Origin of the sequence: Micromonospora sp. WMMA1996 (genome assembly GCF_002573675.1) — a bacterium.
Lineage (GTDB): Bacteria > Actinomycetota > Actinomycetes > Mycobacteriales > Micromonosporaceae > Micromonospora > Micromonospora sediminicola.
In genome coordinates, this window is the sequence record NZ_PDHU01000001.1 from 1608422 (window position 1) to 1625448 (window position 17027).

Genomic DNA, 17027 nt, shown 5'->3' on the forward strand with positions numbered 1-17027 from the left:
GGTTAGCCTTACCTAACAAGCAAGTCCGTAGCGGCGGGTGTCGGGCAGGAGGTCGATCCGGACGGCGGGAACCGCCGCTGGTGCGCCACGCCCACCACGACCCCGGCGGCCACCAGCCCGAGCGAGGCCAGCGCCACCGCCGGGTAGCCGAACCGCCCGGCGGCGGCGAGCCCGATCGAGGCGGCGACGAACGAGCAGACCAGCCCGAACGACGACAGCACGGTGAAGTCGGTGCCCCCGCTGCCCGGCCGGGAGTAGTCCATGTTGACCGTGTAGAGCACCACGTTGGCGATCGTGTACGCGGCCAGGAAGAAGCAGAGCGCGGCGACCGTGCCGCCGAGCGGCGCGCGGCCGTTCATCAGCGGCAGCAACGCCACCGTGGACAACGCCAGCGTGACCCCACCGGCCACCAGCACGCCGGCCCGACCGAACCGGCCGACGCCGAGGCCCGCGACCAGGCCGGCCGCGATGGCCGGCACGCTGGTCACCACGCCGGTCACCACGCCGATCCGGCCCAGCGACCAGCCGGCGTCCACCAGCGCGGGCGTCACCAGCGCGTACGCCATGCCGGCTCCGACGTAGACCAGCGGCACCACGCCGAACGTCCACCACCGGCAGCCGGGCTGGCCGAACACCGACACCAGCGCCCGGTAGGCCGCCCCGATGCGCACGACCCGGTCGGTGCGCTCCGGTTCCCGGAACCGCCACACCACGAGCAGCCCGACCGCGGTCAGCGCGGCCAGCAGGCCGACCGCCGTCGCCCAGCCGAAGCGGTCGTAGACCAGCACGCACGCGCCGCCGCCGAGCAGGTTGCCCAGGTAGCTCGCGGCCACCTGGATGCCGTTGCCGGTGCCCCGGTCGGACGCGGCCAGCAGTCGCACCGCGACCGCGTCGGCGGCGATGTCCTGGGTGGCGGAGAAGAACACGAACGCGGCGCAGATGGCGATGACCGGGCCGAGCTGGTCGGCGGGCCGGGAGAACGGCAGCAGCGCCAGCAGCGTCAGCACCAGGGCGGCCTGCAACACCAGCAGCCAGGACCGGTAGTGGCCGCGGTGACGGGAGCCGTAGCGGTCGAGGACCGGCGCCCAGAGGAACTTGATCGGCCAGATCAGGCCGACCACCTGGAGCAGCGCCAGGGTGTCCAGCGAGGTGCCGCCGTCACGCAGGATGGCGGTGAGCCCGACGGTGATGAAGCCGATGCCGAGGTACTGCGTGACGTAGAGCGCGGTCAGCGTGCCGAGGCGGCCCATCAGACGGCCCGCCAGTAGCCGAGCGCGGTGAGCTGGTGCTTGCCGACGCCCAGCGTCCGCCGGACGTGCCGGGTGATGCTGCGGGTGCTGGCCGCCTCGCACGCCACCCAGTAGTGCGCGGTCCCGGCGGCGGGCAGCGCCGCGCAGACCGTGTCGACCAGGTGCCGGCCGTCGTCGCGGCGGGGCACCCAGGTCACCTGATGGTGCGCCCGGGCGCGCGGAGCGAGGGCCTTCTCGCCCTCGTGGGCGTACTCCAGCCACACCGTCGCCGGGATGTCCGCGCCGGCGTCGAGGAGGCTGTTCACCGCCGGCAGCGAGGCCGCGTCGCCGACCAGGTAGAGGTGCTCCGGCGTCGGTTCCGGCAGCTGGAACGCGCTGCCCTGCACGGTGGCGTCGATGGTGTCGCCGACCTGGGCGGTGGTCGCCCATCGGGCCGCGACGCCGTCGTGGACGGCGAACTCCAGCGTGAACCGTCCGTGCTCCGGGTCCGGGTCGACCAGCGTGTAGGCGCGCTGGTGTGCCCGCCCGCCGTCGTCGAACCAGAGCCGGATCCACATCGTCGGGTGGATCCCGCACGCCGCCAGCAGCCCGCCGTCGTCGAGGAGCAGACGCTGGTAGTGCCCGTCGACCGACTCGGTGCCCCGCACGGTGAGCCGGAAGTCCCGGCCCCCCATGGCCTTGAGCACCAGGCCCTCCCAGTTCCGTTTCACGAACCCCTCCAGGTAAGGTCTGCCTCAGTTAGGGGAGGGTAACCTAAGTTGACCATCCGAGGAAACGGCCGCCCGACGACCCGCGTCGATCGCGATCCGTGGGGCGTGCCCCAGCTCTGGGCCGGCGACGTCGACGCGCTCGCCCGCCTCCAGGGCCGCGTCGCCGCCCAGGACCGGGCCTGGCAGATCAGCGTCGAGCGGTGGCGCGCCGAGGGCCGGCTGGCCGCCCGCGTCGGCGCCGCCGAGCTGCCCTGGGACCGGTTCGCCCGGCGGGCCCGGCTGGACGACACCGCCCGTCGCTGCCACGAGCGACTCGACCCGGCGACGCGCCGGTGGGTCGAGGCGTACGTCGACGGCGTCAACGCCGGCCTCGCCGAGGGGGCCGCCGTCGCGCCCGAGTTCGCCGCGACCGGCGCCGCGCCGGAGCCGTGGCAGCCCTGGTCGCCGCTGGGCGTCTTCCTCGTCCAGCACGTGCTCTTCTCCACCTTCCCGAACAAGCTCTGGCACGCGCACGTCACGCGCACCCTCGGCCCCGACGCGGTCGGACTCTTCGCGGTCGAGGGGCCGGCGTCGGCCGGCAGCAACGCCTGGGCGCTGCCCGCCGACCCGGTCACCGGGCGCGGCCCGGTGCTCGCCGGCGACCCGCACCGGCTGCTCGAACTGCCCGGCATCTACCAGCAGGTGCGCCTGGCCTGCCCCGAGTTCGACGTGGTCGGGCTGGCCTTCCCCGGGGTGCCCGGGCTGCCGCACTTCGGCCACGCCGGCCACGTCGCCTGGGCCGTCACCAACGCGATGGCCGACTACCAGGACCTCTACCGCGAGCAGCTGCGCCGCGACGGCGACCGGGTGCTGGTGCGGGACGCGGACGACTGGATCCCGGTCCCGCGCCACGTCGAGGAAATCGAGGTCCGCGGCGGCGCGCCGGAACCGGTCGAGGTGATCGAGACGCCCCGCGGCCCGGTGATCGACCACGACCGGCGCACCGGCGAGGCGATCAGCCTGCGCATCCCGAGCCGGGTCGAGGCGCGCCTCGGCTTCGAGGCGCTGCTGCCGCTGCTGCGGGCCCGGGACACCGCCGACGTCGCGGACGCGCTGCGCCACTGGGTGGAGCCGGTCAACAGCGTGCTCGCCGCCGACACCGGCGGCGCCGTGCGTCGCCTGGTCGCCGGCCTGGTCCCGGTACGCGACGACCGGTGCCGCCGGGAGCCGGTACCCGGCTGGCGGTCGCGACACCACTGGCGCGGCGGCTACCTGCCGATGGTGGACGAGAAGGTCGAGGGCGTCGCGGTCTGCGCCAACGACCGACGCGACGACGTCGCCGCGCACGGCGTCGACTTCGCACCGCCGCACCGGGCCCGGCGGATCCGGGCGCTGCTCGCCGACGGCGTCGACGCGTCCGCGGTGCACACCGACACCCGGCTGGCGGCGACACCGCTGCACCGGCTGCTCGACCGGCTCGACCCCGACCGGCTCGACGAACCCTCCCGTACGCTGCACCGGCGGTTGACCGGCTGGGACCGGGCGATGGCCGCCGACTCGGTCGAGGCCGGCGCGTTCGCCGCCTGGCGTGCCGCGCTCGCCCGCCGGCTGCGCGCGCACCCGCGGCTGCGGCGGCTGGCCGAGCCGTCCGGCTTCGACGAGCTGTTCGCGCCCTGGACCGACCCGGCGGCACGGATCGGCCTGGCACTCGACCTCCTGGTCGAGCGGCACGTCGACCTGGGCGTCGACGTCGTACCGCTCGCTTCCGCCGCGCTGGCCGAGGTGGCCGCCGGTCCGACGCCCGAGCCCTGGGGCCGCCGGCACCTGCTGCACCCGGTGCACCTCGGCGTCGCCGCGCAGACCTCGGCCGCCGTCGCGGCGATGCGGCGGTCGGTGGCGCTCGGCGGCGACACCGACTGCGTGCTGGCCACCTCCAGCGTCCCCGGCGTCTCCGACGCCTGCTGGCGAGGGCCGGTGGCCCGCTACGTGTGGGACCTGACCGACCGGGCCGCCGGCGGCTGGTCCGTCCCGTTCGGCGCCTCCGGAGTCCCCGGCGACCCGCACTTCTGCGACCAACTGCGCGACTGGGCCGCCGGCGACCTGATCCCGCTGCCCACCGGACCGCTGACTCCGGCGCCCGCCGGGTCCCCGACGAAGGACGAGACGACAGTGACCTACCAGGAGCAGATCCCCGACCTCGGCGAGCTGGCGCTGGAGCCGGTGCGTCCCGACCGGCACGCCGCGCTGCTGCACGGCTGGGTCACGTTGCCCCGCAACGCGTTCTGGGGGATGGGCTCGCACACGCTCGACGACGTCCGCGAGGTCTACGCGTTCCTCGACGGGCTGGAGACCCACCAGGCCTACCTGATCCTGCTGGACGGGGAACCGGTCGGGCTGTTCCAGACCTACCGCCCGGAGGCGGACCCGGTGGGCGAGCGGTACCCGGTCTTGCCGGGGGACGTCGGGATGCACCTGCTGCTCAACCCGCCCCGGGGGCGGGCGCGCGGACTCACCACGGCCGTCGGGCCGGCCCTGGCCCGGTTCCTGCTGCGGGACCCGGCCGCCCGGCGCATCGTGGTGGAGCCGGACGTCCGCAACGAGGCGGCGCTGCGCCGGCTGCGGATCGAGGGTTTCACGTTCGCGTCCGAAATCGACATGCCGGACAAGCGCGCGCAGCTCGCGTTCCTGACCCGGGAGCGGTTCGAGGCGGACCACCCGTCGGCGTGACCGCCGCCCTCCGGACGATCTTTTCCGAAGAGGACCGTTCGGAAACACCCACATAGCTACGATTCCCCCGAAATCGGGCAACGGGGGAAAGATGATCAGAACGTTCACAGGTGCCGGGCGCGGAGCCGCCGCGGTCGTCGTCGTCGCGGCACTCGCCGCCCCGCTGCCGGCGGTGGCCGCGTCGGCGGCTCCGGTCGGACAACCGCCGCCGGCGCCCGCGGGCCGGGCCGTCGGACCGGTCAACCCGGTCGCGCCGGCGCTGAGCTTCGGGGTGATGACCGAGGGCAACGCCACCGTGGTCGCCAGCGAGAACGAGGGCACCATGGCTGTCGGGGGAGACCTCTCCTTCGGCAACTACCAGCTCGCCAACAACACCGCCGGTTCGTTCGTCGTCCCCGGGGACAGTCGGCCGAGCGCGCTCGTGGTGGGCGGCCGGGTCGACTTCGCCGGCAGCGTGCCCGGCACCCGGCTCCAGGTCCTCTCCCAGGGCTACGCCAAGGTCGGCAACCTCACCGGCACCGTGGTGCGGGACACCGACAACAACGGCGCCGCGGTCAACACCCGGATCCTGCCGACGAACAACTACGACGCCTTCCCACGGGTCGAGCTGACCGTCCGGCAGGCGCCCGCGAACGTCGGCCCCACCTCGCCGATCAACTTCGCCGCCGCGTACGAGTCGTTCCGGTCCACCTCGGTCGGTCTGGCCGGCTGCGCGAACACGGTGGTGCTCCGGACCCCCAACGGCGACGTCCTGCCCAGCCCGATCCCGCCCGGCAGCAACGCGGTCGTCACGCTGACCAGCGGTGTCACCAACGTGTTGAACCTCAGCGCCACCGACCTGAACAACATCGACACGTTGACCTTCCGGGACCAGCCCACGCCGACCACGCCGCTGCTGATCAACGTGGACACCAGCGGCGTCGGGAACACCTTCGACTGGAACGCGCCGAACTTCTCCGGCATCGGCGGCCAGCAGGCCCAGTACGTCCTGATCAACTTCCCGACCGCGACCCGGCTCTCGCTCACCGCGGGAGCCCGCACGGTCGAGGGCAGCATCTACGCGCCGAACGCCGACTTCACCGACCTCTCGGCCAGCAACACCGAGGGCAGCGTGATCACCCGGACGCTCGACCACCGCGGCGGCGAGATCCACTACTTCCCGTTCAGCACGACGCTGACCTGCAACGGCGGCGGCCCGGCCAGCATCGCGGTGGTCAAGTCGTCGACCACCGCGCTGATCGGTTCCGTCGGCCAGCAGGTGCCCTACTCCTTCCGGGTGGTCAACACCGGCGGCGTGCGCCTGACCGACGTCACCGTCGACGACGTGCAGACGCCGCCGTCGTCGAACGCGAACCTGGGGCCGATCACCTGCCCGGTCACCGCGCTCGACCCGGGGGCGTCCACCACCTGCACCGCCACGTACACGGTCACCCAGGCCGACCTCGACCACGGCGGGGTGTCGGACACGGCGACCGCGCGGGGCACGCCCGCCGGCGGCGGCGCCCCGGTGGTCTCCGACCCGACCGACCTCACCATCCCGGCGGAGGTCCTGACCCCGTCGATCTCGGTGCTGAAGTCCTCGACCACCACCACCATCACGACCGCCGGGCAGCAGGTGCCGTACCGGTTCGCGGTGACGAACACCGGTGGGCTGACGCTGTCCGACGTGAACGTGACGGACACGCAGACGCCGCCGTCGTCGAACGCCAACCTGGGCCCGATCACCTGCCCGGTGACCACGCTGGCGCCGGGGGCGTCCACCACCTGCACCGCCACGTACACGGTCACCCAGGCCGACCTCGACCACGGGTCGGTGTCGGACACCGCGACCGCGCACGGCACACCACCGGGCAGCACCACCCCGGTCGACTCGGAACCGTCGGAGCTGACGATCGCGGCGACGCCGGTGACTCCCGACATCACGCTGGTGAAGTCCTCGACCACCACCACCATCACCGCCGAGGGACAGCAGGTCGAGTACCGGTTCGCGGTGACCAACACCGGTGGGGTCACGTTGTCGGACGTGAACGTGACGGACGTGCAGACGCCGCCGTCGTCGAACGCGAACCTGGGCCCGATCACCTGCCCGGTGACCACACTGGCGCCGGGCGCGTCGACCACCTGCACGGCGACGTACACCGTGTCGCAGGCGGACCTCGACATCGGGCGGGTGTCGGACACCGCGACCGCGCACGGCACACCGCCGGGGAGCGCGACACCGATCGACTCGGACCCGTCGGACCTGACCATCGCGGCGAGGCCGGCGCCCCCGGAGATCACCGTGGTGAAGTCGTCCACCACCACCACGATCACGGCCGCCGGGCAGCAGGTGCCGTACCGGTTCGCGGTGACCAACACCGGTGGGGTGACGCTGTCGGACGTGAACGTGACGGACGTGCAGACGCCGCCGTCGTCGAACACGAACCTCGGCCCGATCACCTGCCCGGTGACCACGTTGGCGCCGGGCGCGTCGACCACCTGCACGGCGACCTACACCGTGTCGCAGGCCGACATCGACAACGGCTCGCTCGGCGACACCGCGACCGCCCACGGCACTCCCGTCGGTGGGGAGACGCCGATCGACTCCGAACCGTCGGATCTGACCGTCCCCCGGGCGCCGGTGACCGCCGGGATCAGTGTGGACAAGACCTCCACCACCACGGTGGTCACCGCACCGGGCCAGCGGGTGCCGTACCGGTTCGTCGTGGTCAACACCGGCGGGCTCACGCTGTCGAACGTCACCGTCACCGACGTGCAGACGCCACCGTCGTCGAACGTCGACCTCGGCCCGATCACGTGTGCGGACACGACGTTGGCGCCGGGCGCGTCGACCACCTGCACCGCCACGTACACCGTCACCCAGGCCGACCTTGACCACGGATCGGTCAGCGACACCGCGACCGCCCACGGCACCCCGGCCGGCGCCCAGACGCCGATCGACTCCGACCCGGCCTCGCTGACCGTTCCGGCCGGTGACCCGGCGGTCGACATCGAGGTGGTCAAGTCGTCCGACACGGTCGCGATCACCCAGGTCGGCCAGAAGGTGAACTACACCTACCGGGTGGTCAACACCGGCGGCCTGACGCTGACCAGGGTCACGGTGAACGACACCCTCCTGCCGCCGGCCAGCCGGGACAACCTCACGGTCATCACGTGCGGCCCGGACAACGTCCCGAACGGCACCGTCACGCTGGCGCCGGGAGCGTCGGTCGAGTGCCGGGCCACGTACACGGTCTCGGAAGCCGACTTCGCCCAGGCGTCGCTGCTCGACGTGGCGACGGCCACCGGCACCCCGCCGCGCGGACCCGCGGTCGTCTCCGGGCCGTCGACGCAGGACATCCCGATCCTGCACCCGGGGATCGCGCTCACCAAGACCGTGACGCCGGAGGTGGTGTCCCGCCCCGGTGAGGTCGTCACCTACCGGTACGTGGTCACCGACACCGGCAACACCACGCTGACCGGCGTCGCCGTGGACGAGACCGCCTTCTCCGGCAGCGGGCGGCCCTCGGCGATCACCTGCGACGGCGCCACGCTCGCCCCGGGGCAGAGCCTGACCTGCACGGCGACCTACGCGGTGACCGAGGCCGACGTCCAAGCCGGGCGGGTCACCAACACGGCGGTCGCGGTCGGCACCCCGCCGACCGTTCCCGGCCAGGACCCGCCGGCGCCGGTCCGCTCCGAGCCGGCCTCCGCCACGGTGACCGCGACCCGGGGTGCGGCGATCGCGCTGGAGAAGTCCGCCGACCCGGGCGAGGTGCACAAGGTCGGCCAGCAGGTGCGGTACCGGTTCCAGGTCACCAACACCGGATCGGTCCCGCTGACCGGGGTCACGGTGACCGACACGCTCGCGCCACCGGCCGACCCGGCCAACCTCGGGCCGATCACCTGTGGTCCGGGCGGCACGCCCAACGGAGCGGTCACGCTCGCGCCGGGGGAGAGCGTCACCTGCACGGCGACGTACACCGTGTCGAAGGCGGACGCCTCGCAGCGGTGCATCACCGACACCGCCACCGCGACGGGCACACCGCCGGCGGGTGCGGCTCCGGTGTCGCCGGAGGCCACGCTCTGCGTCCGGGTGGTGATCGGACCCGGTCCGAAGCCCGGCCCGTGGCCCTGGCACGGCCACGGCAAGCTTCCGGTCACCGGGACGTCGTTCCTGCTCCCGCTGGCCGTCGGCGGCGCGGCGGTGCTGCTGACCGGCGTCACCCTGATGCTGCTGACCCGGCGGCGCCGGATCGGCGCCCGGCACGACTCCGTTTGATCGGCGCCGTCCGGGCGGGGTGGCGGTATCGGCACGTGCCCGATACCGCCACCCCGGCGGCCCGGGGTGAACCGTGGTGAGCCGGTCCGGTGCGGTGTCGCGCCGGCCCGGCGCGGCGCGGGTGGTCACCCCGCTCGAACTCTTCTTCGACCTCGTCTACGTCTTCGCGATCGGGCAGCTCTCGCACCACCTGCTCGCCCACGTCGACCTGCGCACCGGCGCCTCGACGCTGGTCCTGGTCGCGGTGGCGGCCTCCGACTCGCTGGGCCGGCGTGACCCGCAGCGGGGAGACACCGACCGGTGACCCCGGCTCACGGCCCCGACGGCGGGCCCGGCCTGGCACGGAGGAGCCCGGCCAGGTCCCGCACCGCTTCGGCGTACGACCGCTCCGACTCGCACGGCCAGTGTCCCTTGATCGGCGGCGGGACGCTGTCCCCGGGCGGCGCGACCAGCCCGTCGGGGTCGCGGAGGCGACGGTCCACCCCGGCCGGCGCTTCGGTGACCGCCCCCGACGCGGCCGGACGGTGGGCCGAGAAGACCCAGCCGCCGACCGGGTCGGTGTCGCGCCACAGGTTCCGCCACCGCCAGCCGACCCGGTCCCCGATCTCCCGCAGCACCGCGTCGTCGACGTAGGCCGGGAAGAGCCGGGCGTAGAGCCGCCGCAGCGGCGAGCTGTAGGTGAGCAGCGCGACCCGGTCGCTGACCTCGGGCGGCAGTTGCAGGACCGTGGCGGCGACCAGCACCGAGCCGTGGCTGTAGCCGGCCAGCAGCACCCCGTTGCCGCTCTCCACCAGGAAGGTGATGCGCCGGGCCAGCTCCGGCACCGCCCGTTCGGCGTAGCAGGGCGGGGCGAAGGGGTGCGCGGCCCGGGGCCAGAACGTGGCGAGGTCCCAGAGCACCCCGACGTGGTGCCGGAACCCGGCGCTGCGGTAGGCGAAGATCCCGGCGACGACGAGACCGAGCACCGCCGCCGAGACGGCGTAGCCGCCGGCCCCGATGCCGAACGCGACCAGCCCGGCGGGCACGTGCGCGTGGCGTTCGAGGACCTCGCCCGGCGCCGGCCGCAGCAGCGCCATCGCGGTGGTCGCCGCGCCGATCCCGGCGAGGACGGCGAAGAGCACCGTCAGCGGCACCAGCAGGTCGGTGAACCGGGCCCGGACGATCGCCGTGCGAACCTGCCGGAGCCGGGGCGCCGCCTCGGCCGGCGGCGACGGGAAGTCCCGGGCCACGATCGCCGCCGCGGCCCGCCGTCGTCCCGGCCGGGACAGCAGCGCCACCAGGACGGCGACGACCACTGTGACCAGCAGCGCCCGGAAGAAGCCGTAGATCGCCCAGGTGTACGCCCGGGCCGGGCCGGCGATCACGGCGCCGCCCGTGGTCGCGTCCCGGTCCAGCACGTCGGCCGCCCGGTGGACCAGTTCGGCGGAGTACGCCACCGCGAGCCCGCCCGCCGCGGCCGCGACCGCCAGCACGCCCAGCCCGGCCGGCGGCCGGCGTCCCGGCCGGCGGAACCGGTGCCACAGCAGCACGGCGGCCAGCGCGGCCAGCAGCCCGGCGTGGCCGACGAACAGCCAGGTGAGCGTGGAGCCGTAGCCGGGCAGCCCGCCGTCGGGCCGCCAGCGGGCGGGCGCGAGCAGCAGGTGGCCGCCGACCACGAGGGTCAGGCCGATCGCGACCGTCCTGACCGCGCGGGCGACCGTGTCCCGCCGCGGGTCGGCGGGCGCCCGGTCGATCAGCGCGGGCGCGCAGACCAGGACCACGCAGGCGGTCAGGACGGCGCCGGCGGCCACCAGCAGCGCGATGGTCATGGCCGGCGCGCCCTGGGCGGCCCGGGCGGCGAGCAGGCTGACGTCCAGCGTCGCGAACGCCGCGGCGACGTGGATCGAGCGCAACCGCCCCATCAACGGCTCGGCGTCCCACTGGCCGACCGTGCTCAGCGGATGGGTCGAGGCGGCGCGTTCCGGCGCGCGGAGCGCGGTGAAGGAGCGCCCCGGCCGGGTGGCGCCCCACCAGAGCAGGCAGATCGCGGCGACCGGGGCGAGCGCGAGGACCACCAGGCGTACCTCGACCGGCCGTCCACCCAGCCAGGACAGCCAGTCGCGGTCGGACGTGCAGGCCGTCGCGGACATGCACTGCCAGGCGACCAGGTCCAGCGCCACCCCCACGACGGCCAGCACGTACAGCGCGGTGAGGCTCAGGCCGAACACCCGGCACAGTGGCCGGACCAGCGTGCCGGCGGACCGGTCACCCGGCCGCATCCACACCGCCACGTTGAGCAGCATGAACGGGAGCAGGAACAGCAGAGACAGGGTCCGTGTCACGGTGCCCGACGGCAGGTCGTTCCACTGGTACGCCTCCAGCGTCACCCCGTCCGCGCCGTGCTCGTCGGCGTGTCCCGGGCGGGGGCGGTAGAAGCCCGCGTTCCGGTCGCCGGCCACCTGCCGCACCAGGGGCCGCTCCAGCACCTGGGCGGCGCCGGCCGAGGAGACGCCGTGCACCCGCAGCTCCACCACCCCGCCGGGCACGACCGGCCGGCCCGGTGGTGCTGCTCCAGCCGACATCGACCCTCCGAGACGCCGCGCCGCCGGCACGGCCCGCCGGGCGCATCGGCCTACCCGCCCCGGTCGTCGACAAACGCCGCCGGCTGCCGTGTGCGGCCCCGCCGGCCGGGTAAGCGCCCGACGCTTGCAGGTCGACATCTGTTCCGAAGGGAGCCCGCATGACCGGCGCCTCGCCCACGCGCGACGGCTTCGCCGTCGTGGAGATGTTCACCTCCCAGGGCTGCGACAGCTGCCCCCCGGCCGAGGAGGTGCTGTCCGGGATCGACCGGGACGCGCGCGAGCGGGGAGAGCGGGTGTACACGCTCGGCTTCCACGTCGACTACTGGGACCATCTCGGCTGGGCCGACCCCTACGGCGCGGCCGCGCACACGCTGCGGCAGGAGGCGTACGCGCGGGCGTTCGGCTCCGGCGGCCTGTACACGCCGCAGATGATCGTCAACGGCACCGTCGAGTTCGTCGGCTCCGACCGCCGCCAGGCCGCCTCGGCGATCGACGCCGCCCTGGCCACGCCGCCCGGCACCCCGCTGACGCTCACCGTCGTCGAGGCGGGCGACCGGCGGGTGGTGCTCGACTACGGCACCGGAGCGCTGCCGGAACAGGCCCGGTTGAACGTGGCGCTGGTCGAGCGCGGCCTGGAGAACGACGTGCCCCGGGGCGAGAACGCCGGGCGGCGGCTGCGCCAGGACACGGTGGTCCGCGCGTTCCGCTCCGCCGAGCTGAACGGGGAGCGGGGACGGGTGGAACTCGACGTGTCGACGGCGCCCGACCCCCGTCGCGCCTCGGTGGTCGGCTATGTGCAGCAGGGCGACCGGGCGGTGGTCGGCGCGGCCGCGGTCGACCTCGGCGACGGGAGCCGGTGATGACCCGCGCCCCGGTCGCGACCCGGCTGCCGCCGATCACCGTGCGCCGCTGGGTGAACTCCCCGCCGCTGACCCCCGAGGCGTTGCGCGGGCGGGTGGTCCTGGTCGACATCTGGGAGTACACCTGCGTCAACTGGATCCGCACCGCCCCGTACGTGCGGGCGTGGCACCGCGACTACCGGGACCTGGGGCTGACGGTCGTCGGCGCGCACGCGCCCGAGTTCGCGTTCGGCCGGCGGCCGGAGAACATCGACCGGGCGATCCGGGACCACGGGCTGACCCACCCGATCGCGATCGACGACGACTTCACGTTCTGGCGTGCCCTGCGCAACGACGCCTGGCCGGCCCGGTACCTCTTCGACAGCGCCGGCCGGCTCGTGGACCGGTGGGTCGGCGAGGGCGACTACGACCGGACCGAGGCGGAGATCCGACGGCTGGTCGAGGCGGCGTCGCCCGGCGCGGCGCTGCCCCCGGTCAGCCCCGAGGTGACGGCGTTCGTCACGACCACGCCAGCGACGTACGCCGGCATCACCCCGGAGACCTATCTCGGCGCCGACCGGGGCGTGCCGGGCACGTACGCGCTCACCGGCGACTGGCGGGTCGACGGCGAGTACGTCGAACTCGCCGCCGGCGCCGGCGAACTCGTCCTGCCCTTCACCGCCGGCGAGGTGAACCTGGTGGCCGACCCCGGTCCCGGCGGACCGGTCCCGCTTCAGGTGCTGCTGGACGGGAACCCGGTCGGCGACGCGCGCGGCGCCGACGTCGACCCGGCGGGCCGGGCCCACGTCGACCGGCCGGCGATGGTGCGCCTGGTCGCCGGCGCGACGTCGGGGGAGCACCGGCTGAGCCTGGTCACCGACCGCCCCGGCTTCCGCGCGTACGTGTTCACGTTCGGACCCTGATCCTGACCGACGAGGAGGAAGCTCCGTGGCTGTCAAGACCATGACGCCGACCCGTACCACCACCGACATCCGACCGTTCCGGATCGAGGTGCCCGAGGAGGACCTGCGCGACCTGCGGCGGCGGATCGCCGCCACCCGCTGGCCCGAGCGGCAGACCGTCGACGACCAGTCGCAGGGCGTGCCGCTGGAGACCAGCCAGGCGCTGGCCCGCTACTGGGAGAAGGAGTACGACTGGCGCGGGGTCGAGGCCCGGCTGAACGACCTGCCGAACTTCGTCACCGAGATCGACGGGCTGGACATCCACTTCATCCACGTCCGGTCCCGGCACGAGGGCGCGCTGCCGCTGGTGGTCACGCACGGGTGGCCGGGTTCGGTGATCGAGCAGCTGAAGATCATCGGCCCGCTGACCGACCCGACCTCGTACGGCGGCAGCGCGTCGGACGCGTTCCACCTGGTGATCCCGTCGATGCCCGGTTACGGCTTCTCCGGCAAGCCGGACAAGCTCGGCTGGGACCCGGAGCACATCGCCCGCGCCTGGACCGAGTTGATGCGGCGGCTGGGCTACCACCGGTTCGTGGCGCAGGGCGGCGACTGGGGCGCGCTGATCACCGACATGCTCGGCGTGCAGGCGCCACCGGAGCTGGCCGGCATCCACACGAACATGCCCTGCGTGGTGCCGCCGGAGATCGACGCGCTGATGCAGCGCGGCATCACCGGCGTCAACAACCCGCTGGCCGAGCTGCCGGCCGGGCTCTCCGCTGAGGAGAGGGCGGCCTGCGAGCGGCTCGACTTCTTCTGGAAGCACTCGGCGTACGCGCTGATCATGACGACCCGGCCGCAGACGCTGGCCGCGCTCGCCGACTCGCCGGTCGGGCTGGCGACGTTCATGCTCGACCACGACGCGGCCAGCCTGGAGCTGATCTGCGCCGCCTTCGCCGGCCGTCCCGGCGGCCTGAGCCGGGACGACATCCTGGACAACGTCTCGCTCTACTGGCTGACCAACACCGGTGTGTCGTCGGCCCGGCTGTACGCGCAGAACAAGCTGTCGTTCTTCGCCGCCAAGGGGGTCCGGGTGCCGGCGGCGGTGAGCCAGTTCCCGGACGAGATCCTGCTGGCGCCACGCAGCTGGGCGGAGCGGGCGTACCCGAACCTGATCCACTACCACAAGCTGGACCGGGGCGGGCACTTCGCGGCCTGGGAGCAGCCGCAGCTGTTCGCCGAGGAGATGCGTACGGCCTTCCGGTCCCTGCGTTGAGGGACGAGGGCGGTGCGGCCGGGTGGCGTCACCCCGGCCGCACCGCCGGTCAGACCTCGGTGAGTCGGACGGCGTCGGCGATGACGAGCCCGGCGGCGGAGCTCCAGCGGCTGACCGCGACCCGGTCGGCGTCCCCGGCCGGCAGCGTGAACGTGCCGAGGGTGCGCCACTGCCCGCCGGTCGCCCGCTGGTCGACGTAGACGGTCCGGTTGCCGGTGGTGGTGGCGACGACGTACGGGGTCGAGGCGTTGTAGCCGGAGTTCGCCGGCCACCACGCCTCGACCCGGTAGTTGCCGGTGCGGGGGACGTTGAACTTGTACCAGGCGGCGTCGCTGGCGGCGACCGGGTCCGCGTAGCGGTAGTCGGCGCCGTACCGCTGCCCGGAGTAGGTCGACACCCCCCAGTTGGCGCTGGCGGTGAACCGGCCCGCGGTCGCGTTGTCCACGATCGACGACCACCCGCCGCCACCGCCGGCCATCTTCGCCGCCACGTCGGCGCGCATGGTGTTCAGGTCGATGAAGGACGGGTCGATCTTGCCGGTGGTGCTGGTCTCCCGGTGTCCGCGGGCGTAGCTGGAGTCCCGGCCGAGCCGGGTGAGCACGGCGGCGGTGGCCGCGATGCTGGCGTCGTACTGGGCGGTGGTCATCCGCTGGTCGACGCCGTTGTAGTCGATCTCCCACCCGATCATCAGGGTGTTGCCGTCGCCGGCCGGGATCGGCCCGCTGCCGCCGCTGACGCCGGCGTGGTTGCACCGGCCGGCGGAGATCACGTGGAACACGCCGTGGTAGTCCGCCAGGGCCTGGCAGAGCGGGCCGGGCAGGTCGGACCGGCCGTTGATGCAGATGTTGAGCGCCGGGTGCGGGTTGCTCGCGCTGGAGGTGGCCGCGGTGTGGTGCCAGAGCACACCGATCGGGTCGAAGGAGCCGGGTCGTCCGCGGTTGAGCCAGTCGCCCTCGACCACGACCTGGACCCCGGCGGCCCGGAGCACGTCCACCAGCCAGGGGATGGTGGCCATCACTGCTCCTGGAGCAGGTCGGCCAGGCACTCGGCCTTCGGCGCGGCGACGGCCGCGCCGGGGCGGGCGACCACGGTCAGCGCGGCGGCCACCAGGGCCGGGACGCCGAGCAGGCCGCGGCGTCGCAGACGGACGGATCGGGACGTGGGCATGGCGCTCCTTCGGGGACGGCGCTCGGCATCCAACCGATCGACGGATGTAAGTGCGGGCACGCTATCCCGGATCGATCGAGATGTCGATACCCTTCACTCCCTCACGTCTCGATGAAAGGTTTTGCCAATGAGAACGATCGCCGTGGCGCTGACGGCGCTCACCGTCGCCACCGCCCTCGCCGCCCCGGCGGCCGAGCCGTCGCCAGTGGCGGCGGCGGTCGGCCCGCAGCCCGGCACGTTCACCGGCCGCGGGTTCGACACCTGCGCCGCCCCGTCGCAGGCCGCGATGGACGCCTGGCTGGCCGGCTCGCCGTACCGCGCGATCGGTGTCTACATCAGCGGCGCCAGCCGGACGTGCGCGCAACCCAACCTCACCGCTACCTGGGTGGCGAGCCAGACCGCCAAGGGGTGGCGCCTGATCCCGATCGACCTCGGCCGCCAGGCGCCCTGCGGCACCCGTACGCCGAAGATGTCCGCCGACCCGGCCGTCGCCCGCGCTCAGGGGGCGACCGCGGCGGACGACGCGGTCGGCGCCGCCCAGGCGCTCGGCATCGGCGTCGGCAGTACGCTCTACAACGACGTCGAGCACTACCCGTCGAGCGCCTCCTGCCGCGCGGCGGTGCTGTCGTTCCTGTCCGGCTGGGTGGAGCGACTGCATGCACGGGGCTACCTCGCCGGGATGTACTCCAGCGGCTCGTCCGGGATCAAGGACGTGTGCGACGCCTACGACGACACCCGGTACCTGCGCCTCGACCAGATCTGGATCGCCTGGTGGAACGGCGTCGCCGACACCGGTGCCGGCACCTACTGCGCGGACACCCGCTACGCCGACCGCCAACGCCTGCACCAGTACGCGGGCGACGTCACCGAGACCTGGGGCGGCGTGACGATGACCATCGACCGCAACTGGATCGACGTGCGCGGGGGTGCGACGCCGCCCGGCCCGTGGAGCGTGACCGTCGACAACGCCACCACGGGCGGTTTCACGGCCGGCGCGGCGTGGGGCGCCTCGGCGTACTCGGGCCAGCGGTACGGCGCCGACTACCGGTTCGCCGCGCCGGCGTCGATCAGCGACGTGGCCTGGTTCCGGGCGACGCTCCCCGAGGCCGGTGACTACGAGGTCGCGGTGTGGTACCCGGCCGACCCCGGCTACAACGACCGGACGCCGTACCTGGTGGCAACCACCACCGGCAACCGGCCGGTGGTGGTCGACCAGCGGTCCGGCGGCGGCCGGTGGGTTTCGCTCGGGGTCTTCGCGCTGGCGGCCGGATCCGGCGACCGGGTCGGGGTGAGCCGGTGGACCGCAGGTAGCGGCTTCGTGGTCGCCGACGCCGTCCGCCTCACCCGCGCCTGAC

General features: G+C 74.0%; 12 protein-coding genes and 1 pseudogene. 8 read left to right on the forward strand and 5 right to left on the reverse strand.

The genetic code is table 11. The annotated features are described in order from the left end of the window. Nucleotides 1–8 precede the first annotated feature (8 nt). Together COO58_RS07770 and COO58_RS07775 are read right to left on the reverse strand one after the other, a co-directional pair. A complete protein-coding gene (locus tag COO58_RS07770; RefSeq protein WP_098744359.1) occupies nucleotides 9–1250 on the reverse strand; it encodes an MFS transporter in 1242 nt (413 codons plus the stop codon). Next, entirely contained in the window at nucleotides 1250–1960 is a 711-nt protein-coding gene (locus COO58_RS07775; protein ID WP_098744360.1) for a siderophore-interacting protein, read from the reverse strand. The genes COO58_RS07770 and COO58_RS07775 overlap by 1 nt, the downstream gene beginning before the upstream one ends. A gap of 54 nt (nucleotides 1961–2014) precedes the next feature. Between COO58_RS07775 and COO58_RS07780 the strand changes: the two are divergent. The 4 genes and pseudogenes from COO58_RS07780 to COO58_RS07790 form a co-directional block, all read left to right on the forward strand. Beyond that, nucleotides 2015–4057 (forward strand): annotated as a pseudogene (locus COO58_RS07780) (penicillin acylase family protein); the annotation flags it as partial. 51 nt (nucleotides 4058–4108) lie between these two features. Next, a complete protein-coding gene (locus COO58_RS30635; protein WP_255292687.1) occupies nucleotides 4109–4666 on the forward strand; it encodes a GNAT family N-acetyltransferase in 558 nt (185 codons plus the stop codon). A gap of 91 nt (nucleotides 4667–4757) precedes the next feature. Continuing rightward, nucleotides 4758–8927, forward strand: coding sequence for a choice-of-anchor A family protein (locus COO58_RS31205; protein ID WP_141561867.1), 4170 nt, complete (start codon nucleotides 4758–4760; stop codon nucleotides 8925–8927). Between the two features lie 76 nt (nucleotides 8928–9003). Further along, entirely contained in the window at nucleotides 9004–9231 is a 228-nt protein-coding gene (locus COO58_RS07790) for a low temperature requirement protein A (protein ID WP_218012339.1), read from the forward strand. 7 nt (nucleotides 9232–9238) lie between these two features. Here COO58_RS07790 and COO58_RS07795 read toward each other — a convergent pair whose 3' ends face one another. Continuing rightward, nucleotides 9239–11488 (reverse strand): hypothetical protein, encoded by a 2250-nt coding sequence (locus tag COO58_RS07795; protein ID WP_098744362.1) that lies wholly within the window; start codon nucleotides 11486–11488, stop codon nucleotides 9239–9241. A 158-nt stretch (nucleotides 11489–11646) separates the two neighbouring features. Between COO58_RS07795 and COO58_RS07800 the strand changes: the two genes are divergently transcribed. Genes COO58_RS07800 through COO58_RS07810 form a run of 3 tightly spaced genes read left to right on the forward strand, consistent with a single transcriptional unit; the run spans nucleotide 11647 to nucleotide 14505 of the window. Beyond that, complete coding sequence (locus COO58_RS07800) at nucleotides 11647–12348, forward strand: thioredoxin family protein (RefSeq protein WP_091573926.1); 702 nt, start codon at nucleotides 11647–11649, stop codon at nucleotides 12346–12348. After that, a complete protein-coding gene (locus COO58_RS07805) occupies nucleotides 12348–13250 on the forward strand; it encodes a redoxin (RefSeq protein WP_098744363.1) in 903 nt (300 codons plus the stop codon). The genes COO58_RS07800 and COO58_RS07805 overlap by 1 nt, the downstream gene beginning before the upstream one ends. 25 nt (nucleotides 13251–13275) lie before the next feature. Beyond that, the gene (locus tag COO58_RS07810) at nucleotides 13276–14505 is read left to right on the forward strand and encodes an epoxide hydrolase family protein (protein WP_255292549.1); all 1230 of its coding nucleotides are present in this window, start codon (nucleotides 13276–13278) and stop codon (nucleotides 14503–14505) included. 49 nt (nucleotides 14506–14554) lie between these two features. Here the strand turns inward: COO58_RS07810 and COO58_RS07815 are convergent, their stop codons facing one another. Together COO58_RS07815 and COO58_RS30155 are read right to left on the reverse strand one after the other, a co-directional pair. Next, complete coding sequence (locus tag COO58_RS07815; protein WP_098744367.1) at nucleotides 14555–15520, reverse strand: N-acetylmuramoyl-L-alanine amidase; 966 nt, start codon at nucleotides 15518–15520, stop codon at nucleotides 14555–14557. Then, nucleotides 15520–15672 (reverse strand): hypothetical protein, encoded by a 153-nt coding sequence (locus tag COO58_RS30155; protein WP_176558767.1) that lies wholly within the window; start codon nucleotides 15670–15672, stop codon nucleotides 15520–15522. Before COO58_RS30155 ends, COO58_RS07815 begins: the two co-directional genes overlap by 1 nt. 127 nt (nucleotides 15673–15799) lie before the next feature. On the opposite strand from COO58_RS30155, the gene COO58_RS07820 reads away from it, so the two are divergent. Next, entirely contained in the window at nucleotides 15800–17026 is a 1227-nt protein-coding gene (locus COO58_RS07820; protein WP_098744368.1) for a glycoside hydrolase domain-containing protein, read from the forward strand. Nucleotide 17027 lies beyond the last annotated feature (1 nt).